The organism is Candidatus Aenigmatarchaeota archaeon (assembly GCA_016932615.1).
Lineage (GTDB): Archaea > Aenigmatarchaeota > Aenigmatarchaeia > QMZS01 > QMZS01 > JAFGCN01.
The window spans coordinates 1-24,294 of sequence record JAFGCN010000004.1 but is presented as its reverse complement, the minus strand read 5'-3'; the positions used below and the strand labels follow the sequence as shown (position 1 = coordinate 24,294).

Sequence of the window (24,294 nt, the reverse complement as noted above, 5' to 3'; positions counted from 1 at the left end):
TTTTCGTTGTGGAGTTCACAAGCCCTCCAGTTGAGTTGTAGATGGAGATATTCGTGTAGTTGAGGTTTGTGTCGTTTGCCGTGAGGTTTATTAAAACTGTTTTCGAAGGAAGGTAAACTGAAGGAAGAGGGGAAACAATTTCCACCTGTGGCGGCACAGTGTCCAGGGTGATGTTGGAAACAGTAACATTTTCAGAGTTGGTTCCGTTCGAGATGAGCGCGACAATATTATATGCGCCGTCCGAAAGCGTGAAGTTGGCAGACCAGTACAGTCCGCTGAGGTTTGTGGAATCTGCAAGCGTGCCGTTAGTATAATATACCGATACATTAGTGCCGGAGCGGCTCGATGACCCGCTTACCGAAAGAACGGAGGAGTTCTGAATTGAGTGGTTTAGTGGGGCAGACACTACGACAAAAAGGTATTCCGAGAGGTTCAGGTAAAGCTCATAGGCATTTATGCGGGACATATTGGCGTTCGAGGTAACATTTGTTCCCGTGTAGATTGCCCTTGTTTCAAGCTCCTGAGGTGTGAGGTTTCCTCCGACAAGGGACAGGTACTGCTTCATTAGGGCGAAAACCCCACTTAAGTGAGGCGCCGCCATAGAGGTTCCAGAGGCATAAGCAAAGCCGCCCGGCCAGTAGGAGGTCATTATATTCTGCCCTGGAGCGAAAACAAGAGGCAGTTCCCAGCGGTTGCTAAATGCCGGTATTGCGTCAAGCTTGTCAACTGCGCCAACGGGCGTTGCATTGTAAAAGCAAGCCGGAGCCGAAAGGTTGGTCGTAGAATAATTGTTTCCGGCAGCTGCAACCACCATTATGCCATGTGCAGTAGCATTGTCTATTGCATCCCTAAGCCCGGGCCAGACCCAGGGCTCATTATCGCAGTAATAGCTGCTCTTGCCGGTCGAGCCGAGACTCAGGGAAATTACCGATATATTATATTCCGCGCTGTGCTCAGTGCAGTAGTTTACGCCGCTGGCAATATCGCTCTCGTACCCGCTGGAGATGCTGTTGTACTCCCCTTCAAGGGCCTTTACGACAACCAGTTTTGCATCGGGGGCAATGCCCCTATAGGTTGCGTCTTGAGAAACCAGTATCCCTGCAAGCTTTGTGCCATGGCCGTTATTGTCAAAGCACGGTGTGGAATTGGTCTCATTGCACTCTGCGACGTAGCCAGAGTCATTCAGGAAAGCCGCCCCCCCTAGCACTACACTGCCCCAGCTGCCTCCAAAGGCGCTGTGGGTGTAATTTATCCCCGAGTCTATGACGCAAATCGTCTGCCCTGCGCCGGTGAGGTTTATTCCACCCACCTGAACGGCCCATACTTCGGTCGCATTAATAATCGCAGCGGACTCATCAAGAAAGCCGTAAACCCTGAAGTTTTCGTATAATGTGTAGCCCTGCGCCTCCAATTCTGCTGCCTCCTCTTCAGTCAGGGAGCCGGCAAGGGAATCGGTTCCGTAGATGCGCCTCAGGCCCGGCTTTAGCGGCTCAGGCGAGGAGCTTTCAGAAAACGCCTGCAACTGCCTCTCAGGAGGGATTTGGGGCGGCTCTATAATATATTCCGCAGCGAATGCGGGGCTTAGAATAGATATCATGAGGATTGCCGCCAAGAGCTTACTGGCCTTATCCATCTATAATATAGGAAGGGAATGATATAAATTCCACAGCAAGTGTTCAAAAAATATGAAAATAAATGAAAAGAAATCAAAACTCGTCAATGCAAAGAACGTTTATTTTGGTCTTAAACCTCTCCCTGTCGAAGCAGGCGACGGCCTGGATGTTCTTTTTCTCAAACCTTTCAGCCAGGTCTTTTGTGAACTTTCCGTCCATAAGGACGACGGCTACGTTGTCGAAATCCACGACTTTCAGGAGCTTTGAAAGCTCCCCATAAGAGGCCCTGTGGACCTCCTCAAGCGAGCTGTCAAGGAACCTGACTTCTTTAGTGCCAAGCATGTCCTTTAAAATGGGCCCTATGCGGGCCTTTAGGTCTTCAGGGAGCTCTGGTGCCGCCTTTTTGGAAAAGCCCTTCTTGTCCCCGCCCATTTCGGGCGGGGGGGCCTTGTCTTCCCGCTTCTTTGTCTTCAATGCCTGCCTTATCTCTTTTCCCGTGAGCTCCTCGACTTCTTTGCCGTCAGGGGCCCTTGCCACGTAATCCACCTTTAAGAACTGCTTTAGCCGCTTAAGAATCATGTCTCCGCCCCTGTCGCCGTCAAGAAAGACCGTGGTTATGCGGTCTTTTACGATATCAGAGACGTTCTCCGAGACCTTGCTTCCGTCTATTGCAATCGCGTTTCGTATGCCGTATTTAAGCAGGTTTATGACATCTGCGCGGCCCTCTACAATCACGATTTCCCGCGAATTGTGGATTTCCGGCCCTGCGCAAAGCCCTTTGTACTCGATTGCCTCGGCGATTTTGACGTCTTTGTCCAGCTTTTCAAGAGCTTCCTTGGGGTCGACCAGCTGGCCGTAGGCCCTGCTCAAAAGCTCCTTGCTCCTGGATTCAATGTAACTTCTCTTGCTGCTTCTAACATCCTCTATGTCTTTTAGCTGAATTTTTGCGCTCGTAAAGCCAACCTTGTCCACAGTTTCAACTGAAGCCGCCAAAAGGACGGTTTCCTTGATACTAAGGTTTGAAGGGATAACTATCTCTGCGCGTGTTTTTCCGTCTTTGCTTTCCTGGAATATTATTTCTATGCGCCCAACCCTGCCGCTTTCCTGGAGCTCCTTTAGTTCCATTCCCTGCCCCAAAAGCCCCTCTGTCTGGCCAAAAATTGCACCAATCACATCAGGCCTTTCGACAAGGCTGTCAGCTTCCAGGGAAAACTTCATCAGATATTTGGCGTTTTCTGCTATTTTTCCCATTATATTTATATGCCGCAAACCATAAATTGGCTTTTGTCGGTGATTTGTGGATAATTTTGGGGGATTTTTAGAAAAAGCCGCTAAAAAACTACCGGGAATCCCGGCATTTTCTTAGTATATATATGTATTTGAGTATATATTATATATGAAAATTAATCTTCCAAATAGTGCTTGGATAGGGAATATTGATCCCTTTATTCGTTCATTCAATACCACGGATAAAACCACTCTCGAGATAACTTCTCATAAAAGTTGGGTATCAGTACATCCGGTGGTACTCTGTATGGTTGCAGGACTAGGACTTTCAGTCAGACCCTCGGAACTGAATTTTAAAAAAATGGAGGCCCGGTCCAAACACTATTTTGAAAGAATGGGCTTATTTGAACTTTTAGGGCTGGACTCTGAGATGCATATAAAAACACATGAATCTTCCGGACGCTTTATACCTATACAAAAGATTGAAGATAATCCACAACTGGATAGATTTATAACTGAAATGATTCCACTTCTACATAAAAAGCCGGAAGAGGTGGAGTCAATAAAATATGTGATAAGTGAATTGGTCAGAAATGTTTTTGAACATGCAAAGTCTCCTGTGGGAGCAATTGTTTGTGCCCAATATTATAAGGACAGCAATATCATACGAATTGGTGTTGTTGACCGAGGTATAGGTATAAAAGAATCACTAACTAGATGCTACCATCCTGAAGATGATCTCTCCTCGATCAGACTCGCGTTGGAACCTGGAATAACCGGCACAACCAGAAAAATTGGTGGAACTGGCGAAAATGCAGGTGCGGGCTTGTTCTTTATAAAATCAATTGCAAAGGTAAACCGAGATTTTTTTATGATGTACAGCGGAAACGGTCTATATAAGCTTTTGAAAACTCCCCTCCACAAAGAAATAAGACTCCCTTCAGACCCGTTTAAGGATAACCATTCTAAGGGGAATAATTTACCACATTGGCAAGGGACTGCTGTTGGAATTGATATCTCCTTAGGCAGTCACGAAAAATTTAATTCGCTCCTAGACTTAATCCGAACAGTATACCGAAAAGGAAGGAAGGAAAGAACTCAACAAAAATACAAGGGTGCAAAATTCATATGAAAGAAATAGATATTTTCAAGAAAGTTGGGGGGAGTTTCGCAGAAAATAAAGATATTGCCCGAGATATAAGACTCGGAGAACTTCTTCCTGCGTTGAATATTGGTGAAGAAGTAGTAATCAATTTTGAAGGGATTGAATCCGCCACCCAGTCATTCATACACGCCCTGATAAGTGATGTAATTAGGAAAAAAGGGGTGGGGGTTTTAGACAAAATATACTTTCAACATTGTAATCCGACAGTCAAAAAAATAATTAACATAGTCATAGAGTATATGCAAGACACCAATTGAGACCGTTCTCACTCGAATTTCTGCCCAAACCTCTCCTCTACTAGCCAGTATAACAATAACCCTCAATTCAGTTTCAAGAAGTAACTTGTACTATACCGAGGTTTCGTTAAGCCACCCTCAACTCCACATCCGCCCTAACAGTATCCTTATACCCAACGCCATAATTCTCTCTCAGATACCCGTCAATTATCCTCACGCCTTTGTCGTAATTATCGTTCCACCTCAATTGAACTAAGCTAATCTACTTTTGGGGTCATTAGGCATCATATCTACAACTTTTGAGGTGTCTTTTCCCTGCAAAGTGTTTGTCAGGTCAGCAAGCAAGGTCTCTTTTCCTAAAATCCCCTCTCGAACAAGAGTCTTTCTTAATTCCAGCGCCCTCCTAATCGGGTCGGTTTTCATAATGTTGGCTTAGGGATATAACCTAAAAAGAGCGGTGCATTACAATCCACTTACAAACCCTACTTCCCCTTGTACACTTTCACAACCGGCCAGGAAATCTCAATCTTCTCCTTGTCGTAGCGCTTCTTGAGGGCCTTTATGAACTCGTGCGTTATCAGGTAAGTGTCGTCCATCTTCTCTGCCCTTAAAATGACATTAAAGTCTATGTTTGACTCCCCAAAGGTCTTGAACCGAACCTTTGGCTCGAAGTCTTTTATGGCACCGGGAACGGTCTTCAGGATTTTTCTTGCAACGTCAAGCGTCACTTTCTCGACTTTCTCAAGGTCCGAGTCATAAGATACCCCGACAAGCACCTTGACCGACATCTCCGGGTCTGAAAGGGTGTCGTTGATGATAACGCTTTCGGAAATGAGCGCATTTGGCACCACAACTATCTGGTTTGAGAGTGTCTTTATCCGGGTTGTCCTCCAGCCGATATCCTCGACTACGCCTGAAAGGTTTGAGTCGGGAAGCTCTATGAATTCGCCGACGCTTATGGGCCTGTCGGAAACAAGATACAGGCCGGAAAAAAAGTTAGATAATGTCGGCTGGAGCGCAAGGCCCAAAGCCAGGCCACCGATTCCAAGGGTTGCGATAAGAGGAGTAATTTCAACTTCAAAGTAGGACAGAACCATCAGGAATGCGATAACATACACCAGGATTGCAATAATCTTGGTTATGAGGCGTGGCGTCTTCTCATGGCCCCTTTGCACCTTGAAGAATTTTATAAAAATCACGGAAAACATCTTTGATGCCATTGTTGCGACAACAAAGACGCCCAATACCACCGCCGCGCCGTCTATATATGACTGGTAGGGCTCAGTTGCCGAAAGCGTGTTTAAGGCAAAGTAGAGCCCTGCGACAGTAACAATAAGCGTAAAATACCTCTGGAATATGTCCAGAAGCTTGTCATCGAGGTCAGTCTTGGTCTTTGCGGTAATCTTCTTTACATACCGGTTAAGGACAAAGTAAGAAACTTTTGCAAACAGGTATGCGCCAATCACGATAAAGAGGGCTCTCAGGTATTCGTTTGCTATCAGGGCGGGTAGTTCGATTGCCATAACATAAGGGAAGGCAATCTTATTTGAATACCCCCTTATCGCAAAAAAGCATATAATTATGAAGGGCTTTTCATGGTCGTGTGACCTGTGCGGGCAGTGCTGCAGTAGAAACTGGAGGATTGCACTGACTGAAGCTGATATCTCCGTACTTTCCGGCCTCGGCTATGACCAAAAAATGTTTCTCCGGAAACTGAATGGAAAAAATTACATCAAAACCTCGACTGAAGGATGCCCGTTTTCCCTGGAGTCGGGGCTTTGCAGCATTCACATAAAGCACGGCTTTGAAAAAAAGCCGGAGTTGTGCAGGAAGTTTCCAATCAAGGGCTACCCCTGCGGAAAGCTTGAAATCTGCGAAAAAAAAGCCCCTCTAAAAACAGACAGGACATATTTTTACAAAAAGGCCGCGCTTTCCCAAAAAGTTCTCGATCGCCTCTACAAAGGCCTGAATCCGGAAAACTACCATCATTTCCTGATTGGCTTTGTGCGCCACCTGGAAGAATGCAGCCGAGGCGTAACTCTTTTTTCCGGACAAGACCTTGAAGAATTTCTTGAAATGCCTGACAAAAGAGGTTCTCCTTGCCAGGGGCCGAAAGCAAGGCTTTTCCTTGCAAAACACCTGTTCGGAGAAAGCGCCACTCCCAAGGTATACCTTCCCCAGTTCCTCCTTAAGTCAGGAAAAATCGAGCTTGCTTTTCCGTTCAAGAAAATATCTGTAGATTACCAGAAAATTGCAGAGGTAACCCTTAGCAAAGCAACGGTGCGTAAATTCCTCACGCCCCTCAGGCAGGAAGTAAACCCCGTTTCGGACGACCTCTCAAAACAAGCCGCAATTTTCGGACTCCTGCCTGAGGTGAGTAAAGCCCTGGCCGAAAGCAAAGTTACCCTTGAAAACATGCTTGACGCATACGTGCATCTAGGCAGCATTTTCAAGTTCCGCTACTAGGTGCTGTGTCTTCAGGTTAGTGCTTGCTCAGGTATTATTGTATCTGTGAACTAATTCTAGTTATGGAGTTAAATGTCAGAAAAGCAACCCCCCAGGATCTGGAAATGATTAAGGAGTTAAACTCCATGCTGGCAGAACATATGCAGGATTTTGAGGGGCAGGTAAACAGCAAATGGTCTTTCGGTAAAGATGGAGACCGATACTTCAGGCAACGCCTTTCAAATATTAATGAGGGCTGCATATTTTTGGCGACTATGGGCGGCAAAGTGGTAGGGTATCTTGCAGGCGGCTTTGCAGACAAAAAAAGCCGGGCCAACAAAACAGCCGAGCTTGAAAACATGTTTGTTCTTGAAGGTTTCAGAAAAAACGGTGTTGGGACAAAACTTGCCGAAGAATTCCTGAATTGGTGCAAGAAGCAGAGGACCCGGACGGTAAAAGTTTCAACTGCCGCTGGAAACTCAAAAACCCTGAAGTTCTATAGAAGCGTGGGCTTCCTCGACCAGGCAATTACGCTCGAGCTGAAACTTTAAAATCTAGCGGGGGGTGGAGTTTCTCCATCACAACCTTTGCGAAAGATTCGTTCTTTCTTGGGGTTGTCAGACCTTCTTTCTTCCAAGAAAGAAGGGATGACTTTGAACCACCGACCTTCGGGTGACTCCTTCCCAAATCGCAATAGCGAAAGGGAATTATGGGCCCGACGAGCACTCCTAGCTGCTCTACCCCGCTATAATATTATAGGGCACATTCAAACTTAAAGAAAACGCTTCCCGCAAATATACAGAAAGATTACAAAAGTATTAATGGTTTACCTTCTTGGAATAGACGAAGCGGGAAAGGGGCCAGTTATCGGCCCGCTGATTATCTGCGGATGCCTCGTAAAAGAAGAAGACGAAGAAAAACTGAAAATCCTGGGTGTGAAGGATTCCAAGGAGCTCACTCCAAGGCAAAGGGAGAAACTTTCAGAAGAAATAAAACAGGTCTGCGAGGACTTTTTTATCGCTGAAATTACGACCCAACAACTGAATTCGGAAATGGGAATCTTGAACCTTAATCAGATAGAGCTTGCGCGAGTTGCAAAAATCGTGAATAATTTTTTGGAAAAAAAGCCAAGGGTAGTCATAGACTCCTTTGAGGCAAACACTGAGAAGTTCGCCCAGAAATTGAGATTTCTTTTAAAGGACAAGGAAACAAAAATTGTTTCCGAGAACCGGGCAGACAAAAATCACCCGGTTGTTGGCGCTGCATCCATCCTTGCGAAAGTTACAAGAGACAGCAAAATCAAGGACTTGCATAAAACTTACGGCGACTTCGGATCGGGATACCCTGCAGACCCAAGGACAGTTAATTTCCTTGGAAAGCTTGAGGAGAGCAGGTTCCCGGAAATTGTGAGGCTGAAGTGGTCTACTGCAGAAAGGATCCTGGAAGCGCGCAAAAAAAGAGTGGACCAAAAAAACCTCGGCGAATACTAGGCATTTATTATATATTCGGGGCTATAGAGTTATGAGACAGGAAATTTTTGGAATATTCGCAGCACTGCTCATGCTTTCAATGGTGCTTGGAGCAGGCACCAATTCCCAAGGAAGCGGGCCTTCGGAAAACCCGGAAGAATTAATGGTCGAAAACCAGCAGAAAAACCTTGGTGAAGACGACCAGTTAAGAGAAGAAATAAGCACGGAAAACAATGCCGGAGATGAAAAAGGGAATGGAATGGTAATTGCCCCTAACGGACAGGGAGACCAGAAAGGTGCAGAAAATGCCCGGGAAGTAAGGTCACAGCTTGAGGAAAAGCAGCGCGAAATGGAAAGGGAAATGGAGAACCTGACAGAACAGCAAAAGAATGTGCTCAAGAACCAAAACCAGGTTAAGCTTGCAGTTCATGCTCTGCTTGGAATGGAAAATCAATATGGAGGCATTGGCCAGAACATATCGCAGATCGCAAGGGAATTCAACAACTCTGTAAACAAGACTATACAGGCAGAAGAGAAGATACAGACCAGGAGCAACTTTAGCCGATTCCTTTTCGGAGGAGATGAAAATGCTGCACAAATGCTTGAGCAGGAAACAACCCAAAATCAGGAAAGAGTCCAGGAGCTCAACCGGCTTATTGCCGATTGCGAGTGTGACGAGGAGATCAAGCTTCTTCTAAGAGAACAGGTGCAAAACCTCGAGCAGGAGCAGATCCGTTTAAACCAGCTTGCACAGGAAGAAAAGCAAAGCAAGGGACTCTTGGGCTGGCTTTGGAAATAATTTCATTTTTTTGATTATTATTTTGTTCTTCCTGAGTCATCTCTGGAGGAATTTCTCTTGGGGTAGAAGAAAAAATTTGCAAAGAAATTTATGCTGTGGCTAGTATTTGCGTTAACGGCTGCTCTTGCCGATGGGATAAAAAGCGTAATCCACCGGGCTGTAATGAAGACAGAGAGTGTATTCTCTTACGCGCTTATTGAAAACCTCCTGACCGCACTTGCATTTATCCCGTTCCTTTACTTCGACTTTCTTGTTCCAACTGATCCGGCGGCCTGGGCTCTTCTAATGTTATCTTCAGCTCTGTGGGTTGCTGTTGCCCTGACTGGATTTGCTGCCTACAAGCATACTCCGGTAACTCTAAAGGAGCCAATAAGCCAGTCAAGAATTATACTCGTGTTTCTCCTGTCGGTAGCTCTATTAAAGGAAGCCATGAGCACGGAAAAGATTATTGGCACACTGCTTATATTTGCAGGGCTTATTGCCATTACAACCCACAAAAGAAAAATTTTCGGAAAACTCTCCGACAGGGGAGTACAACTCACTATTCTCTCAGCATTTCTTGCGTCTGTCGTTGCCATCATCGACAAGATTGCCCTGGGCTACTTTACTCCGGGCACGTACGGATTTTTTGTGTATCTCATTCCCGGGCTCATACTGGCAACTGCTTCAAGAGGCAGGACAAATGAGACCAAAAAACTCATCAAATCAAAAGGCAAGTATGTTCTTGCAGCGATTTTACTAGGGGCAACCGCATATTACTCTATTCTAAAGGCATACACTCTTGCGGACGCAAGCACTGTATTTCCCATAATCCGGCTCGGCTCGTTTGTTGCAGTTATTGGCGGATTTGCCGCATTCAGGGAAGAGAGAACAGAAGTCCTGAAAAAGGTGGTCTCCGCAGCAGTAATAGTTATAGGTGTTCTCCTACTGTCTGGCCACCATAGCTTTTTTTAAATTAAATTCTGATAACATTAATGAAACAGAAGTTTCAGGAAGAGCTTGTCGATGTCGTAGACATGCTCGACAAAGTTGTTGACACTGTGCCAAAAAGTGAGATTTACAGGAATTTTCACACACACCGCGTGGTGCACGTGATTGCTTTTGACCAAACTGGAAAGATAGCCCTGCAGCTAAGAAGCAAAGCATGCAATTTCTGCCCCGAGCACTGGTCAAGCTCTGCAGGGGGGAGAGTGAAAGCTGGAGAAGATTACGAAGACGCAGCAGTAAGAAAGTTCCAGGAAGATCTTGGGCTGACCAGCCGCCTGGAGTTCTTCAGCAAGGACTATTACACCAGTGATGACGGTCTCAGCAAATGGATTGTGGCGTTCAGGGCAAAATGCTGCGGGCCATTTAAGACAAACCCGGAGGTACAGAAGATAGATTTTTTTGAGGCAGAAAAGATTAAAGGCATGATTGAGTCGGGAGAGAAATTCAATCCCGACCTGAAATACCTTCTTGAGAAATACTTCTTGTAATAATCTGAAAGCTATTTGGTTTTTTCTTTGTGGAATTTTACCTTTACGGTTCGGCTGCAAATTTCAAGAAGCGTGTTTGCGTCCTTTCCATATCCGGCAGCAATACAGATTGTTTTCCCAAGCAGGATTTTTCCATAGTGCTCGTGCATGTGGCCGCCGATGCAGGCCAGGGGCTGGAATTCATCAACCATCCTTCTTGTAACAAGAGAGCCTTGGTGAAAGCCGTAACGAGGGGATTCCTTCATAAGAATTCGGTCAATCTTTGTGTTGAATGGAACATTGTGGGATAGAAAAATAACCGGCCTTTCTGCACGCTTAAATATCTCTCTCATTTGAGAGCAGGTTTTATCAAAGGTCTTCCTGCGAGCGACAAGTTTTTTTTCATCAAAAAAGCGGAGATCCTCCTTGTGCTGGGGAAACTCCGGCCCGAAGGAAAGGCCATAGCCAATAACCTGAAATTCTCCAGTATCAGAAATTTTCTTGTGGACATTCTTAATGTTTTTCAGGCCCTTCATAATTCCAGCGAAATGGTCTTTCTTCAAAAAATCCCATGTTGATTTTTCCTTGGTCCAGTCTGCATTTCCAGGCACCAGATATACCGGAACTCCAAGAGAATTGAGAGATTCAAGAGACTTGCGCCCGCCCTTAAGGGACTCCTTGACAAGTTTTTTTGCCTTGGCTTTTCCAGTTATCGAAAACCAATTCTTCATCTTGTACGAAGGTTCTTTTTGTTTTAAGGCAATCTGCCTGAACTGAATGTCTCTTAAAAAGCCGGTATCACAAACGTCCCCAGTAAAAAGAACCGCATCGAAATCCTTAAAGTGAATATCCGGAATCTGCCCGTGAAGGTCTCCAATCACCAGGAATTTTGCCATAAGTATATTTCAGAGAAAAACTTATTCGGCTTCTCTTTCAAATCAGAAAGCCCCACAGGAAAGCAAAAGCTGATAAGATAAAAAATAAAAATCAAAAGATGAAAAGACCCTATTTCTTCATCTTGTCCATCACTATCGTTATCGCGTATACTGCTGAAAGGGCTACCAAGACATAGATGATTGTGGCAATTATGGTTGTGCCAAACAACATCTCGACAAGGTTCATTCCTATCGCATACAGTCCCCAGTTAAGTCCGCCAACGACCAAAAGGATCAAGGCGATTACGTCCAACAAAGTCTTGTTGTCCATAATTTTAAAAGCCGCACTATATATTAGCCAAATTTTTAGTCAATTGACGATATTCAAATTCCAAAATGATTTTTCACTCTGTGGCTCAAAAGCAGCACTGAAGGAATTACCGAGATTGCTGCGATAAAGCAGGTTAGTATACCAAGAGACATTATGTTCCCGAGGTCTGCAAGAAGAGTAAGCTGCCCCATAGACATTGCCCTAAAACCAATCAGCGCGGCAAGGGTGGTTACAGACATCGGAAAGATTGTACTGCATAGCGTCCTTTTCATTGCTTTTTCAGAGGACTTCTTTTTTGCCTCCTGAGTGTACCTGTTTACCACCTGGATTCCAAAATCTATGCCAACGCCCATTATCATAGACAGGCTTCCTGAGGTTGCAGAGGACAGGTTGATTCCAAGAAAACCTACAAGCCCGTAGACCCAGATAATTCCAAAGGTTATTCCAAGTAGAGATGTGATGCCAAGGCGCAGAGAGAAAAAAAGCAGGCTCACCAGCACAAAGATTCCCAGGAGGGACAGAGATGAAGTCCGTGCCATGGTGGGGGTTATAAGCTGGTCGATATCTGCGGAAACAACTGCCTCCCCAGTAAGCCCCACTTTAATTCCGGCGGGCTTTTCCGTTTCAGCAATAATCTCCCGGATTTCTGTTATGAGCTCGGCCTCTTTTTCCTCGCTCAGGTCATAGATGCCCACCCTTATGACCGTTAATGCATAGTCTTTTGAAACATAATCCTCGAAGGGGCTGTCTTCAAAAGAAGAATCTGCAAGCCGAGCGCAAGAAGGGGATTCATAAGGAGCCATTATCTCTAATATTTGAGTCCTTGATTTTGGCAGGATTCCATTGTTTTTGGACCTGAAGATATCGGGAAGCCCAGACACAGAGGTTGCCTCTCCCAACATTCTAAGTTTTTTTTCCAGTGTGTCCAAGTAAACAAGCGCTTCAGGTGACCTTATGTCACGCGGCTCGCTTGAAGGGCTGTAATTCGGGTCAATTTCGACCACGACCGTGAGAGACTGCCCCGAGCTTTCAAACTCGTCAGAAATCTGGGAAAGGGCAGTGACTTCCGCCACATCGTCAGGCAACAGGTTCGAGTAGTCCATCTGCGAAGTCGATACACGAGACATCCCAACCAGGAACACACCCGTCAACAAAAGGGACATCACTAAAACAACCAAAGGCCTTGAAACCACAAAGTCTGCATATGACTCAATAAGCGTTTTCATTTTGCCTCACCTCCCTGCCCTGCAAGCTTTCCCCTCAGCTTATCCGAAATATCCTCCACGGCAATTATTATTGAAGGTCCGGAAAAAACAGTCGCAACAAGTATGCAGAAAATTCCTAGGGCCAGCATTTTCCCAAGATTCTGAATCATCGGCATCGGGGCAATTAGAAGAGCCATAAACCCAATAATGGTCGTCATGCCCGAGCCGATAATGCTCGAGCCAACTGAAGGAAGAGCTATCTTCATTGACTTCTCCCTTCCCAGTCCCCTTAACCTTTCCTCACGATACCTTTCCAGAAGAAATATTCCATACTCGGTTCCAAGCCCCAGTATCATTGCGCCAAGGCCCGCGGTTGCAATAGAAAAAGCCAAGCCAAGCCAGCCCGCTATTCCAAGCGTCCACAAAAGCCCGATTGCCAGGGGAGACACAACCAATACTGCTGACTCAAGAGAGCGTTTCATGGCAAAAACCAGCAGGAAAATCAGAACCGAAGCAAGCCCCAGGGTGACTACAAGATCGCTTTTTAGAGTTTCAAGTATTATGGAGCGCAGCGGAGGGCTCCCTGTAACCACCATACGAACGCAGGCAGGACTTGGCACGCTTTCAAGGTCCTCATTTATTTTCGAGACAAAACTATTGACCTTCTCCTCTCCGGAGCCGACTGTGGCAGAAACCAAAATAAAAGTTGCAGAATAATCTGGGTTGAAAAATCTTCCTGAAGAAGGCACGCTTTCAAGCACGGTCCGAACACCTTCAGTTGTCGAAGGCACGCCCCCCATGGCTCCAAAAACATCTCCCACGGAACGGACAGACCTAACTCCACTTTCTTTTGAAATTACTTCTTCTGAGTCCATTAGAACCCTGATTACCTTGGGGTCTCTTATGTCCTTAGGCGCACCATCAAGACTGCATTCCCGATCCAGGTAGACAAGCACCAGAAGGGTGTCTTCGCCTCCAAAAATTTCAGAAACACGGTTCTGCATCCTATTGGAAGGAATATCCTGAGGCATTTCCTTGCTAAGGTCCGTCTGAAGGCGGGTATTTGCAATCCCCGCACCAAGCATAACCAAAAGCAGAACAGTTACACCTATAAAAAAATACGGCTTTCTGCATTGGTACCCCGCAAGGGCTTCGAGAAATTTCATCTTGATCCACCTCTGTGTGAAGAGAGAAGATTTTGCAGTTTTTGGTTTGCTTCGTCCATTATGAGGCATGCAGCAGGAGTTTTTTCGGGATATGCCGACAGGTCAAGAAGAAGAGACAAGGTTATATGAACCGGATATAAAACCCGGCGTCGGCAGTTCTGGGTAGACTTTCCAAAAAAATCTGAAAGAGCTGTTTCAGACTCCGGGTGGAGCTTCATCAGATACCGGGACATTCTTTTTCTCATGTCGGCCCTCAGGTTTTCGGCGTCTTTAGCAAGTTTTTTGCCCTTCAAAGTCAACTGATAAGTTTTCCTGCGAGAGGGGTCCAATGTGAACCTAATGCATCCTTCTTTTTCAAGAGACTTCAGGAGAGGATAAATCGTTCCAGGAGACGGCTTCCAAAATCCGGTTGAAATTTGAATTTCATGCATCAGGGCATATCCGTGGAGCGGACCTTTGCTCAGCAGGTCCAGGAGGCATGCTTTTAAAAAACCGCGCGGCACCAGTGTGGACCAGCGCCTATCTTTTTTTGACACGGACATAGTAGACCACTGCCGCCAGAAGCAAAAGAAACAAAAGCCCCCCTACCAAAAGCCCGCTCTGTGATGACTCTTTGGCAGAATCTACCCTCACCGGAATCTGGCGATTGACCACGAACACTTCGCTTCCGACAACATACCTTATCTCTCCTTCAAGCAGGTGGGTTTTTGTCGCAGCTTCCTCGTCCACAGTCAGCTTAAGTAGGGCGTCCCCGCTTTCGCCAGGCCCAAGATTTCCAATAAAATCATATTTTTCATCAAGCTCAAAGGGCTGGTCGTTTTGCTTGTAAACTCTCAGGGACACTGATTTTGCTTCCTCGTATCCTTCGTTAGACACCTTTACCCTGAGAGTCACCGGGTCGCCCTGTGAAATCTCAGCAGGAGTTGTGTTTATCTCAAGAACTTCCATTATTGGAGAAGGCCGCACATTGATGTCTGCTTCAAGAAGCTGGGTGCGGTATCTTGAGTTCCTGCTTCCTTCATCCCGGTAGGAAATCTCAAGCGTCGCCTTGTGCGTCTTTGGCTCAACTGACCTGCCAAGGTCTATATGAAACATGGCTTCAGAGGACGAGCCCGAAGGCAGGATTCCAAGGTTTGCGACATTGGAATAACTCTCCGAAGGGATTATGCCTTCTGGAAGAATCAGCTTTACACTGACAAGCTCAGCGCTGCCAGTCCCCACATTTGTAACAGCTATCCGCAGCTCATTGTCCTCCGTGTCGGAAAACAGTTTTGATGGGACGGACTCCATAGAGCCAATTGCAAACTCTGGGGCATCAGAAGATACATAAAGGTCTATTGTGCGGGTAACCAGGGGGTCTTTTTCAGAAGACCTGCAGCGAATGTCAAGTTCGCTGTATCCCTCCACGGCTTTCGAGTCGACATAAAGCCGGAAATCCATTATTGCCGATTCAAGACCGTTAAGAATTCCTATATTCCTTGTGCCGTCATCGTCTGGGTCAAGGGAAAAAGGGTATCTTGGCAAAAGTTCGCACGTTGCGTTCTTTGCCTTTTCCGAGCCGTAATTGTCAAGCTTTATCCAAATCGTTACGTACTGGCCCGACTCTATGGGAAATGGGTCATACTTCAACTCCCTGACCATCAGGTTGGGCGAGTCGATAAACAGGCCTTCAGCAAGAGAGATATTAAGCGGCATTGATAGCGCGCACATAACAAAAATCAGTTTCGCCATGCCAAAGTGAGAGTGTTTCATTTTCCGATATATCGGTTGACATATTAAGGTAGCACTAAAAAATATATATGAATGGCCGGGAAAAGCAGAATATGTAATGTCATTGAAATACTCTTCAAGTACACGGAAAAATATAGTCTTCCGGTGGCAGAGCTTTCAAAAGAATGGCGCGCCGACCCATTCAGGATACTTATAACAGTAATGATTTCATCGCGCACAAAAGACGAAATTACTGCGGCGGCTGCAAGGCGGCTTTTTTCAAGAGCCCCCCAACCAGATGAAATCGAAAGAATGGGCCTGCCCGAAATCGAAGCGCTTATCACCCCGGTAAACTTCTACAAGACAAAGGCAAAAAGAGTGAAAGAAATCTCCGCCCGCGTGCGCATGGACTTCAAGGGAAAAGTCCCGGACACCATAGAAGGCCTGGTAACACTTCCGGGAATTGGAAGAAAAACCGCAAACATAGTCGTAAACGCCGCTTTCGGGAAAAAAAGCATAGGGGTTGACACCCACGTGCACAGAATCATGAACCGGCTTGGGGCAGTCCAGACAAAAATCCCTCTTGAAACCGAGATGGCTCTTCGAAAGCTTATTCCCGAAAGCCACTGGGACCTGATAAACGTGCCTTTTGTACTGTTCGGCCAGAATGTCTGCACGCCGCTTTCCCCCTTTTGCAGCAGGTGCCCTGTTGAAAAATACTGTTCCCGGGCAGGGGTTAAGAAAAGCAGGTAAATTTATGCCTAGAAGATTATGAGAATTTCGCTTATTGGCCCTGGTGACATGAAATACCACTTTGAGGAGCTCCTCAAGATGAAGCCGCAGGAACTGGAAAAGCACCTCTCTGAAATCGCCACTGCCCTATCGAACAGCGGCTGCGACATCGTCCTGACGCCAGACAAGGGTGTGTCTCTTGAGGTTGCAAAACAGGTTAAAGACAAAAAATCAGGGGTAAAGATATACGGAACGGTGCCCAAGTCGGACGTGGAATATGGAATACGCCACATCCAGCCGTACATGAATGAGGTAGTTGACGGCGTGCCCCTGTTCGATGAATTAATAGATGCTGGAAACTGGTATAAGCTTGATGTGAGTAAGGCGGCAACCGGAGACGTAGTGCTGGTTCTTGGAAAGAGTCTCGGGGCAATCGGGGAACTGGCTCTTGGTTTTTATATCTACAAGCTTTTGACCAAAAAGAAGCCGGGCGTCCAGCCAAAAAGCATGGATATTGGAAATCACATAAGAGCCGGCAAAACACTCCCATTTAGCGCGATAATCTATCTGCCCTTTGCCAGAGGAAAGCTCGATTATGAACTCGAGGCCTATATAAAAAAGGTAGGTGGCAGGGTCTATTATGTAAACAAATCTGCAGAACTTGAAGAAACCTTCAAAAAACTGAAAGCAGAATATGAAGAAGGAACAGTTTCAAGGGACGAGTAAAGAATAACCTAATTATGGATGTAGTAGCCATAAACATAATCTGGCTTTACAACATCAAGATAGACAAAGCAAATCCTCTGCAACTGGACTCTCTCACCCGGCTTGATTTTAGTTATTTCCCTTTCGACAAGCCCCTTCATAAGGGTATTATCGGGCTTTAGCACTTTCATTGAAATGGCGTCCTTTGGAACCCACTGGATTTTTGGATATGGCAAAACCTGCTTTCCAAGAAACTGCGACTGCTTTCCGAGCCTTATATTATAAAGCCCTATAAGCCGGACAATCTTTCCATTGTATTTTTGGAAGTCCTCCTTTGAAATATAAAACGATTTTCCAACCTTGAGCGCCCGGTCACCCCGGTCAGGATAATCCGGGTGAAGAGGAACCTTTGTCTCCTTGTCTGCAGGCGGGTTCATAATCATTATCTCCACCGGGTCCTCGACGAAGAAGTAGCGGTTTGCAAGAGGGTCGAGAAGCTTTCTGTTGAAGCTGTTGATGTAATCCCATGACACCTCAACATCACGAATTTTAGGGCCTATCTCCTTTATCATATTTGAGATAGCTTCTGGGAAGTAACCTTTCCGTTTGAAAGCCCTTACTGTTGCAAGCCGCACGTCATCCCATCCGCTGTAAGTCCCGTTCTTTATTCCTTCTGAAACCTTTGACTTCGAAAGCTCAGTATCGGCAACGCTGAATCGGCCCTGGAGCTTTATTATTGGGTATTTCCATTTGAAGTAATTGTAAACATAAAGCTGTTTGTTTCTTGAAAGCGCAAGGTCCGTTCCCCTTATGATATGGGTGACTCCAAGAAGGTGGTCGTCAACTGCAGAAGCAAAATCAAGCAGAGGCCAGACAAACTTGTTTTTTACAAGGGGGTGCTCGGGGTTGTCTATTATCCTAAAAGCCGGCCAGTCCCTTACCGAAACATTCTTGTCCAGAAGGTCGGTCTTGACTCGGGCAACAACCTCGCCCTCCTTGAATCCATGTTTGAGCATCTTTTCCCAGCGCTTCAACTGGGTTGCCGAAGACATGTCCCTGCAAGGACAGGGCATTCCCTTTTCCCGGAGCTTCTTGAATTCCTCCCTGTCGCAGGTGCAAAGATATGCCTTGTCCATCTTAATCAGTTTCTCAAAGTGTTCGTAATAAGTGTCAAGCCGCTTTGAAGCGTGATAAACCTTATCCGGCTTTACTCCCAGCCATTCCAAATCTTCCAAAATCCACTTGTAAGCTTCCTTCATGGGCTTCTTGTTTTTTGGGTCTGTGTCATCGTACCTCAATAGGAAAGTGCCATTATAAAGATTTCTGTAAAGCCAGTTAACAACCGCCTGCCGGGCATTACCCAGGTGAAGAGGCCCATTGGGGTTAGGCGCAAACCTGACCACAAAGTCATACTTAACCTTCAGGAGAGGTATCATTTCCTTCTCCTTCTGCTTTTGCTCTTTTATTGCCCCGCCCAGGGCTTCAAGCTCTTTTTTCTGGTCTTCTGGCTTCATTTTGTTAATTTCAATAACCATCTGCTCAATAAGCCCCTTAAGCTCTTTTGCGTCTTTTTTTAGCTCTGGCTTTTCTATAAGAATCTTGCCTATAACTGACCCAGCGTCGGCTTTCCCATGGTATTTTATCGCATTTGAAAGTGCATATCTTCTGAGAATCAACTTATCGACGTCCATTAATTTAAATTGTCGGAAAAATTTATATAACGAACATTTTGCCAAAATCGGGTAGTCAACGATAATTCAGTATCTTTCTTATCTCCTCAAGAAGGTCCTGGTTTGCCTTTTCGTATCCCTTAAGCTCCCGGTAGTCTTCCCGGGTTACAAATGTGTACATAGTGTCGCCTTCACGGATATTCCTGCCAACTGTAACCCCGCTTATTGACACCGCCGCGCGGTCCTCCTTCTCAAGAGTTTTAATTACTTCGCCCTCCTTTTGCATCTGTATTACTTCGCCCAGGATTTTTCCGTCAATCCCCATAAGGCGGGTCTTATCCCTAAGCACGCCTTCGATAACCTCGACCCCTATAACCGCCGGGTTGCTTTGGCGGAACACAAAGTCTGGAAGAAACCTGACTTTTGCAAGCTTCTTAATGCGCGCCTCCTTTTGCGCTTCAAGCTCTTTTTCCAGGTTCTCCTGCCATTTTATGAATTCCTCGTAAAGCTTGTAGATGATGCCTTCCTCTATAACCCTAATACCTTTTTCCTCGGCCATATCCGAAAGTGGGTTTTGCACTCCAAAGCACACCAGCACTTTTTCTTCAGGCGGTGCATTTTCCAAAAGAAGCAGGTCCTCTTTTGTGGGAAGCCCAACCTTTGCCCTGCGCACCGGAAACTTCTCAAAGACATTGAGCAAAGCTTCAAGGTTTCCAAGGGTCTGGGCGCGAAGGATTATTCCCTTCTTGCTGTCCTCAATCTCCCTTGACTTTGTGCTTGTGTTTATTTCCGCCAGAAGGTTTGCCTTTTCGGCATCATCGCGAATCACAAAAAAATTCGAGCCGGCAACGGAAAGCTCCACGTTCTTTCCGAGAATCTTGACCCCTGAGGACGCAGCAATAGTTTCGACGCCGATGAATTTCTTCTCAACCCTTATGTCCTGAATTGATGCTGGCTTCAAAAGTGCCCTTACTTTTACCTCAAACGGCTCGACCCCCTCCACCAGAATTCTGTCTCCAACAGAGAGAGTTCCATCATAAAGTATGGCGTCTATATTGCTTCCAATCTTATCCTCTTTTTTTACCTCAAGAATAACTCCCCGCCCCTTATCCGATACCTTAAGCTCCTCGGAAAGAAACTTCTGGGAGAGGCCGATAAGCACAACAAAAAGGTTCAGCACACCTTCCCCAGTCATACCCGAACACGGAACTGCTGCAATCTCCCTTGTAAAATCTTTTATCTTGTAGAATAGCTCTATATTGAAATCTAATTCTGAAAGTTCGCTTACGCGCGTGTAAAATTTGTTTTCAAATTCCTGCTTTGTTGATTCCGACTGAATCTCGTAATTTTTTATAAAGTCCTTGTCCAGATTTTTCCACCCAGAAATCCTATCTATTTTAGTCAGGGCTATTACAAAGGGGGTCTTGAATTTTCTCAGTATATCCAGGCTTTCAAGTGTCTGCGGCTTTAGCCCTTCATTAATATCAATAACAAGCACTGCCAGGTCCGCAATTGCACCCCCCTTTTCCCTCATGGATGTGAACGCCAGGTGGCCGGGTGTGTCTATGAACAGAAGCCCCGGAATATTTATCTTATTCTTGATTGGCTCAAGGTAGCTGCTGGCAAGGTCAAAAATAAGGTTCATCGGAAGATTTGTTGCCCCAATATCCTGTGTAATCCCCCCAACTTCTTTTTTTGCAACTCTCGTGTTTCTGATGTAATCCAGAAGGGTTGTTTTTCCATGGTCAACATGGCCAAGAACCGTCACTATGGGCTGCCTGAACATAATAGCTTACATAAATATAGCGCTTAAGGTCTTCTAATAGTTTGGCTGGAGGGCGATTTTGCCCTTTTTATCCAATGTGTACTGGTCGGGTGGAGCGTGAACTTCACGTGAACTTGCCAGAAATAAGCTAATATTCTATAGAAGAACAATCTGGTGGAGGAAGAATCAGGACCTGGCAAAGTCCGGCAAATATTTTTTCCTGTGTCAAATTATCAACAAATACAGTTTCTCTCCTGCTGACAAGCTCAACTTCATGCCGGTCGGATTTTTGCCTCTGTAATATAACCTGTCCCTGGAACTGGCTTACAAGCGACTCAAGCTCAAAAAAGTCAGGAGAGGTGGTGTAATAATAAGTTGCAACCGTCTTCTGGTTCTGTATGAGATATCCTTTCTCTTCTTCTGTCAGGTTTTCAAAAATCCACTTGGAGGCAAACTTCTGACTAAAATCTTCCTGTGCTGTACTCTCTGAGCCGGAATCCCTATAAGAAAGAGGTATTGCTATAATTTCAAGGACAAACAAAAGACCCACCATTAGCGCAAAAGCTATGGCGGTTTTCCTCACCAGTTCCTTCCTATTCTTAGGGGCCATCATATTCTGCATAACTAATCTTTCAGAAATAAAAAGAAGCCAATATTTACCAAGGGCAGGAGCAGAAAGCTTTCGCCATATCAAGAGCTGTTCTCAGGTCTGTCGGTGGGGGCATTGTTGCTATATATGCTGCTTTCAACCCCGGATAAGAATCAAGCGATGTTTCAATGGGGTTTGTTTCTTTGCAGGGTGGGCTTGTTGAAACCCACCGGGCGCATTCGGCGCTAAGATCCTGCGTGTTTCCTATTTCTAAGCCCCCAATCTTTATGAACTTGAAATAGAAGAGCAAGGCAATCACAAGCACCCCAAAAACAATTATCAGGCCTACAGCAAATTCCTTGTCCAGGGCTCCTTTCATAATATTAAGTGACGCCTAATATAACCTTTGGGTGTGAGAGGTTACCGATATAACTGTGTAATATTCACTAACTGCGGGTGTGAGAGTTGCCATTTTTTGTCGGTATCTGGCGATTATGCCTTAAAAAGAGGGTCTGTTCCTGCCCTAGTGAGGGCAAAAACTGAGACAGAATCCGCATGGAACACTGTTCCATTTTTAATAAATAGCCCTAGATATAATATATGGGGGCGAGCAAGCAGGCAAGAATGGACAATATTATTAAGGTTCTGGCAGCCCAGCCGGAAGGAATCTGGCTTAGAAACCTTTCTAAAATAACAAAGGTGCCTCCGGCAACGCTTCACCGTTACCTTGAGCGCGACCTTTCCGATATAGTGGATAATCTTGGAATAAAGGATGGTAAAGGAAACCATTTTGGGCTAAGGATAATACGGCTCAAGCCAAAGGTCGTAGATATTATACGTGAAGGCGGCCTTGAGAGATTGAGGAAATTCCTTGAGATTTCAAAGAATATTTAAAAACAACCGCTTCTAGTTTGCTGCGTGAACTTCACGTGAACAAGCCCCTCCAGGGATTGTGAAGTTCACGTGAATCTGGTCCCCTCTATATATAGGGTTAAAAACTAAGCCAAATTAAAGGGGGGTTTCTTGACCACCTTAAGAACATCTCTGCACATGTGAACTTCACGTGAAGTTAAGGGCAGATAAGCTTGGGGGTTGGAGATTAGATTAAATACCTACAATAATCTCACAGGAACCTTCTGTCGACGCGTGAAGTTCACGTGAATATATGGTTCCCTTATACAAAAAAGAGCAGGCAAACCATAAACGAAATGCTCAACTAATGCGAGCATCGGGGTATAAAGATTAAATTAATCCAATTTATCGCCAAATAATATGAAGTTCACGTGAACAATTCTTTTTCATGGACAAACCCCCCAAGGATGATTTGACACAGAAACTGTTAGGGCAGAAAACCTTAATTTGGTACGAAATTCACGTGAATATGCTATTAATGAAAAAATACGGGCTGCATATGGACAGTATATTCACGTGAACTTATAAAAGGCAACAGTTATAGAGATCGGACCGTCCCCAAAGCCACCACAAACACTCTCACAAAAAATAGACCCCTCCCTAAAAAGAGTTAGATGTTCACACATAGTTCACATAATAGCATGAAGTTCACGTGAATATGACAATAAAACTATATGCTCCCCCATACATATGTCTCCAGGCACATTCCACTAATATGGGCTTGTGTATGAATTTCACGTGAAAAAGCCCTCCATCATTGCGCAGTCTGAGAGGAACAATCCACAAGCTTCCATTCTTAAGGTGAACCTTTTAAAGATGTGTGAAGTTCACGTGAATTAATCCAAACCTTCATAAACAATACGTTGCTTCGCCGCCGCCCCCAATTCTTCTCAAAAAAGATGGCGCGTGAAACAATATGAAGAAATTAATTTCACGCAAATCTATATTTATATACCCGCATCCTAAATTATGGTTATAGAGTGTTCACGTGAACCTGAGAATAAAGCGTGAACTTAACATGAACAAAATGGAAAGAGAAGATGAAATTGGCAAATATAGGGAATGGCTAAAAAAGCATGAGTTGCAAAGAACCCCCTTCACTCTTGAGATAATTCCTTCCCTCAGGGTGGGCTATAAAAACCAGGTCGCAACTCTTTTAAGAAACATCGAACAGCGCCAGAAATTGCTGCTTCTCATGGGTCCCACTGGCAGTGGAAAGACAACCCTGATAAACCACCTTTGTGATAGCCAAAAAAATTATATATTTGTTGGAAAGCCGCCCAGAAAGACCGAAGAGCTGATAAAACTTGCAGATTATTTCCACAAAGACGTTCCATTCATAACTCGTTTGTTTCTAAAAAAGCCCAAAGAGGTCCACCACATTTCAGATTACCTTAACAAAATTACAAATGAACACAAGGTAATATTTATAGACGAAGCCCACGAGGCAAGCATTGAAGTTCTCGAGTGGCTAAGGGTAATTTCCGACCAGACTCAAAATATAACCTTTGTGCTATCCGGCCTTCCAATATTTGATGATATCCTTACAAAAAACCTGGAAACCTTAAAAAAGAGGGTAAGCGAAAAAATAGAACTGTCTGCCCTGTCAAGAGACGAAACTGAAGAGCTTATAAGAAAGAGGATAGAATACGCGGGAGGAAAAGAAATTCGCCCATTTACTCCAAAATCCATAGATTTCATATACCAGAGAACAGGTGGCTTTCCCAGAGATGTCCTTACTTTATGCAACCACATGTTTAACCTCGCTGCAGAGAAAAACGCAGACGAAATAAATGAAAACCTGCTTGGCGAATCCAAATCAGGAAAAATAATAGGAAATTATGACGCGAACAAATTAAAGGATCTTCCCGAAAAACAGAAAAAAATAATAGACCTTTTGCTTGAAGAAGAACCGCAAACACCGACAGACCTTGCAAAGAAAATAAATGATTATCCTTCGGAAAAACACGCTCTTCGTGCTGTAAATAATCTTCTCAAAAGAATGCTTGAAGAAGGATATATAGAAAGAAGCAAAAACGGAAAGGCATACGCATATCTTCTCGGCCCGCAAACCAGAACCAAACTTGTAAAGGCATAATTTTGGGGCTTCACCCCATCATTTCCTGTGGAACACTTCAATCTGCTTAAAAAAGCACCGGAAATTATTAAAAAAGGTATTTTTTCAACAACAAGTATTATTTTTTAAGGTTATTATATGTTATTACT

At 45.0% G+C, this 24,294-nt stretch carries 26 protein-coding genes and 1 tRNA gene; 12 read left to right on the top strand and 15 right to left on the bottom strand.

The window, feature by feature from the left end:
• Together JW727_00790 and JW727_00785 are read right to left on the bottom strand one after the other, a co-directional pair.
• Positions 1–1,633 (bottom strand): S8 family serine peptidase (locus tag JW727_00790; protein ID MBN2094561.1); only part of this gene is annotated, 1,633 nt, incomplete at its 3' end.
• Between the two features lie 73 nt (positions 1,634–1,706).
• On the bottom strand, positions 1,707–2,864 hold the full coding sequence (locus JW727_00785; GenBank protein ID MBN2094560.1) for a DNA primase: 1,158 nt from the start codon (positions 2,862–2,864) through the stop codon (positions 1,707–1,709).
• Positions 2,865–3,147: 283 nt separating this feature from the next.
• On the opposite strand from JW727_00785, the gene JW727_00780 reads away from it, so the two are divergent.
• Complete coding sequence (locus JW727_00780) at positions 3,148–3,972, top strand: sensor histidine kinase (protein MBN2094559.1); 825 nt, start codon at positions 3,148–3,150, stop codon at positions 3,970–3,972.
• Positions 3,969–4,262 (top strand): STAS-like domain-containing protein, encoded by a 294-nt coding sequence (locus JW727_00775; GenBank protein ID MBN2094558.1) that lies wholly within the window; start codon positions 3,969–3,971, stop codon positions 4,260–4,262. Before JW727_00780 ends, JW727_00775 begins: the two co-directional genes overlap by 4 nt.
• A 231-nt stretch (positions 4,263–4,493) precedes the next feature.
• Here JW727_00775 and JW727_00770 read toward each other — a convergent pair whose 3' ends face one another.
• Positions 4,494–4,664, bottom strand: a complete 171-nt coding sequence (locus tag JW727_00770) for a hypothetical protein (GenBank protein MBN2094557.1) — start codon at positions 4,662–4,664, stop codon at positions 4,494–4,496.
• A 59-nt stretch (positions 4,665–4,723) separates the two neighbouring features.
• The gene (locus JW727_00765; GenBank protein ID MBN2094556.1) at positions 4,724–5,764 is read right to left on the bottom strand and encodes a mechanosensitive ion channel; all 1,041 of its coding nucleotides are present in this window, start codon (positions 5,762–5,764) and stop codon (positions 4,724–4,726) included.
• A 58-nt stretch (positions 5,765–5,822) separates the two neighbouring features.
• Between JW727_00765 and JW727_00760 the strand changes: the two genes are divergently transcribed.
• Together JW727_00760 and JW727_00755 are read left to right on the top strand one after the other, a co-directional pair.
• Positions 5,823–6,707 (top strand): YkgJ family cysteine cluster protein, encoded by an 885-nt coding sequence (locus JW727_00760; GenBank protein MBN2094555.1) that lies wholly within the window; start codon positions 5,823–5,825, stop codon positions 6,705–6,707.
• Between the two features lie 62 nt (positions 6,708–6,769).
• On the top strand, positions 6,770–7,237 hold the full coding sequence (locus tag JW727_00755; protein ID MBN2094554.1) for a GNAT family N-acetyltransferase: 468 nt from the start codon (positions 6,770–6,772) through the stop codon (positions 7,235–7,237).
• A gap of 4 nt (positions 7,238–7,241) precedes the next feature.
• Here the strand turns inward: JW727_00755 and JW727_00750 are convergent.
• Positions 7,242–7,433: transfer RNA gene (locus JW727_00750), tRNA-Met, on the bottom strand.
• Positions 7,434–7,507: 74 nt separating this feature from the next.
• Here JW727_00750 and JW727_00745 point away from each other — a divergent pair.
• From JW727_00745 to JW727_00730, 4 genes are all read left to right on the top strand, one after another.
• Entirely contained in the window at positions 7,508–8,176 is a 669-nt protein-coding gene (locus tag JW727_00745) for a ribonuclease HII (GenBank protein ID MBN2094553.1), read from the top strand.
• Positions 8,177–8,207: 31 nt separating this feature from the next.
• On the top strand, positions 8,208–8,954 hold the full coding sequence (locus tag JW727_00740; GenBank protein MBN2094552.1) for a hypothetical protein: 747 nt from the start codon (positions 8,208–8,210) through the stop codon (positions 8,952–8,954).
• Between the two features lie 90 nt (positions 8,955–9,044).
• The gene (locus JW727_00735) at positions 9,045–9,908 is read left to right on the top strand and encodes an EamA family transporter (GenBank protein MBN2094551.1); all 864 of its coding nucleotides are present in this window, start codon (positions 9,045–9,047) and stop codon (positions 9,906–9,908) included.
• Positions 9,909–9,928: 20 nt separating this feature from the next.
• A complete protein-coding gene (locus JW727_00730; GenBank protein MBN2094550.1) occupies positions 9,929–10,429 on the top strand; it encodes an NUDIX domain-containing protein in 501 nt (166 codons plus the stop codon).
• Between the two features lie 11 nt (positions 10,430–10,440).
• Here the strand turns inward: JW727_00730 and JW727_00725 are convergent, their stop codons facing one another.
• The 6 genes from JW727_00725 to JW727_00700 all read right to left on the bottom strand — a co-directional run bounded on the left by JW727_00725 (position 10,441) and on the right by JW727_00700 (position 15,716).
• Positions 10,441–11,304: a metallophosphoesterase gene (locus JW727_00725; protein ID MBN2094549.1), complete on the bottom strand. Its 864-nt coding sequence runs from the start codon at positions 11,302–11,304 to the stop codon at positions 10,441–10,443.
• 109 nt (positions 11,305–11,413) lie between these two features.
• Positions 11,414–11,614 (bottom strand): DUF378 domain-containing protein, encoded by a 201-nt coding sequence (locus JW727_00720; GenBank protein ID MBN2094548.1) that lies wholly within the window; start codon positions 11,612–11,614, stop codon positions 11,414–11,416.
• 53 nt (positions 11,615–11,667) lie between these two features.
• Positions 11,668–12,840: an MMPL family transporter gene (locus JW727_00715; protein ID MBN2094547.1), complete on the bottom strand. Its 1,173-nt coding sequence runs from the start codon at positions 12,838–12,840 to the stop codon at positions 11,668–11,670.
• A complete protein-coding gene (locus JW727_00710) occupies positions 12,837–13,985 on the bottom strand; it encodes an MMPL family transporter (GenBank protein MBN2094546.1) in 1,149 nt (382 codons plus the stop codon). The genes JW727_00715 and JW727_00710 overlap by 4 nt, the downstream gene beginning before the upstream one ends.
• Positions 13,982–14,527 carry a PadR family transcriptional regulator gene (locus tag JW727_00705; GenBank protein ID MBN2094545.1) on the bottom strand — a complete coding sequence of 182 codons (546 nt, stop codon included), beginning with the start codon at positions 14,525–14,527 and terminating at the stop codon, positions 13,982–13,984. The genes JW727_00710 and JW727_00705 overlap by 4 nt, the downstream gene beginning before the upstream one ends.
• On the bottom strand, positions 14,505–15,716 hold the full coding sequence (locus tag JW727_00700; protein ID MBN2094544.1) for a COG1361 S-layer family protein: 1,212 nt from the start codon (positions 15,714–15,716) through the stop codon (positions 14,505–14,507). The genes JW727_00705 and JW727_00700 overlap by 23 nt, the downstream gene beginning before the upstream one ends.
• A gap of 72 nt (positions 15,717–15,788) precedes the next feature.
• Between JW727_00700 and JW727_00695 the strand changes: the two genes are divergently transcribed.
• Both JW727_00695 and JW727_00690 read left to right on the top strand, forming a co-directional pair.
• A complete protein-coding gene (locus tag JW727_00695) occupies positions 15,789–16,448 on the top strand; it encodes an endonuclease III (protein ID MBN2094543.1) in 660 nt (219 codons plus the stop codon).
• Positions 16,449–16,466: 18 nt separating this feature from the next.
• On the top strand, positions 16,467–17,153 hold the full coding sequence (locus JW727_00690) for a hypothetical protein (protein MBN2094542.1): 687 nt from the start codon (positions 16,467–16,469) through the stop codon (positions 17,151–17,153).
• An 8-nt stretch (positions 17,154–17,161) separates the two neighbouring features.
• Here the strand turns inward: JW727_00690 and JW727_00685 are convergent, their stop codons facing one another.
• The 4 genes from JW727_00685 to JW727_00670 form a co-directional block, all read right to left on the bottom strand.
• Positions 17,162–18,823 carry a glutamate--tRNA ligase gene (locus JW727_00685; protein ID MBN2094541.1) on the bottom strand — a complete coding sequence of 554 codons (1,662 nt, stop codon included), beginning with the start codon at positions 18,821–18,823 and terminating at the stop codon, positions 17,162–17,164.
• Between the two features lie 55 nt (positions 18,824–18,878).
• Positions 18,879–20,588 (bottom strand): translation initiation factor IF-2, encoded by a 1,710-nt coding sequence (infB, locus tag JW727_00680; GenBank protein MBN2094540.1) that lies wholly within the window; start codon positions 20,586–20,588, stop codon positions 18,879–18,881.
• Between the two features lie 127 nt (positions 20,589–20,715).
• On the bottom strand, positions 20,716–21,180 hold the full coding sequence (locus JW727_00675; GenBank protein ID MBN2094539.1) for a hypothetical protein: 465 nt from the start codon (positions 21,178–21,180) through the stop codon (positions 20,716–20,718).
• A gap of 43 nt (positions 21,181–21,223) precedes the next feature.
• Entirely contained in the window at positions 21,224–21,535 is a 312-nt protein-coding gene (locus tag JW727_00670) for a hypothetical protein (protein ID MBN2094538.1), read from the bottom strand.
• 221 nt (positions 21,536–21,756) lie between these two features.
• Between JW727_00670 and JW727_00665 the strand changes: the two genes are divergently transcribed.
• Both JW727_00665 and JW727_00660 read left to right on the top strand, forming a co-directional pair.
• Complete coding sequence (locus JW727_00665; protein ID MBN2094537.1) at positions 21,757–22,050, top strand: hypothetical protein; 294 nt, start codon at positions 21,757–21,759, stop codon at positions 22,048–22,050.
• A 1,036-nt stretch (positions 22,051–23,086) separates the two neighbouring features.
• Entirely contained in the window at positions 23,087–24,166 is a 1,080-nt protein-coding gene (locus JW727_00660) for an AAA family ATPase (protein ID MBN2094536.1), read from the top strand.
• The last annotated feature ends 128 nt before the right edge of the window (positions 24,167–24,294 follow it).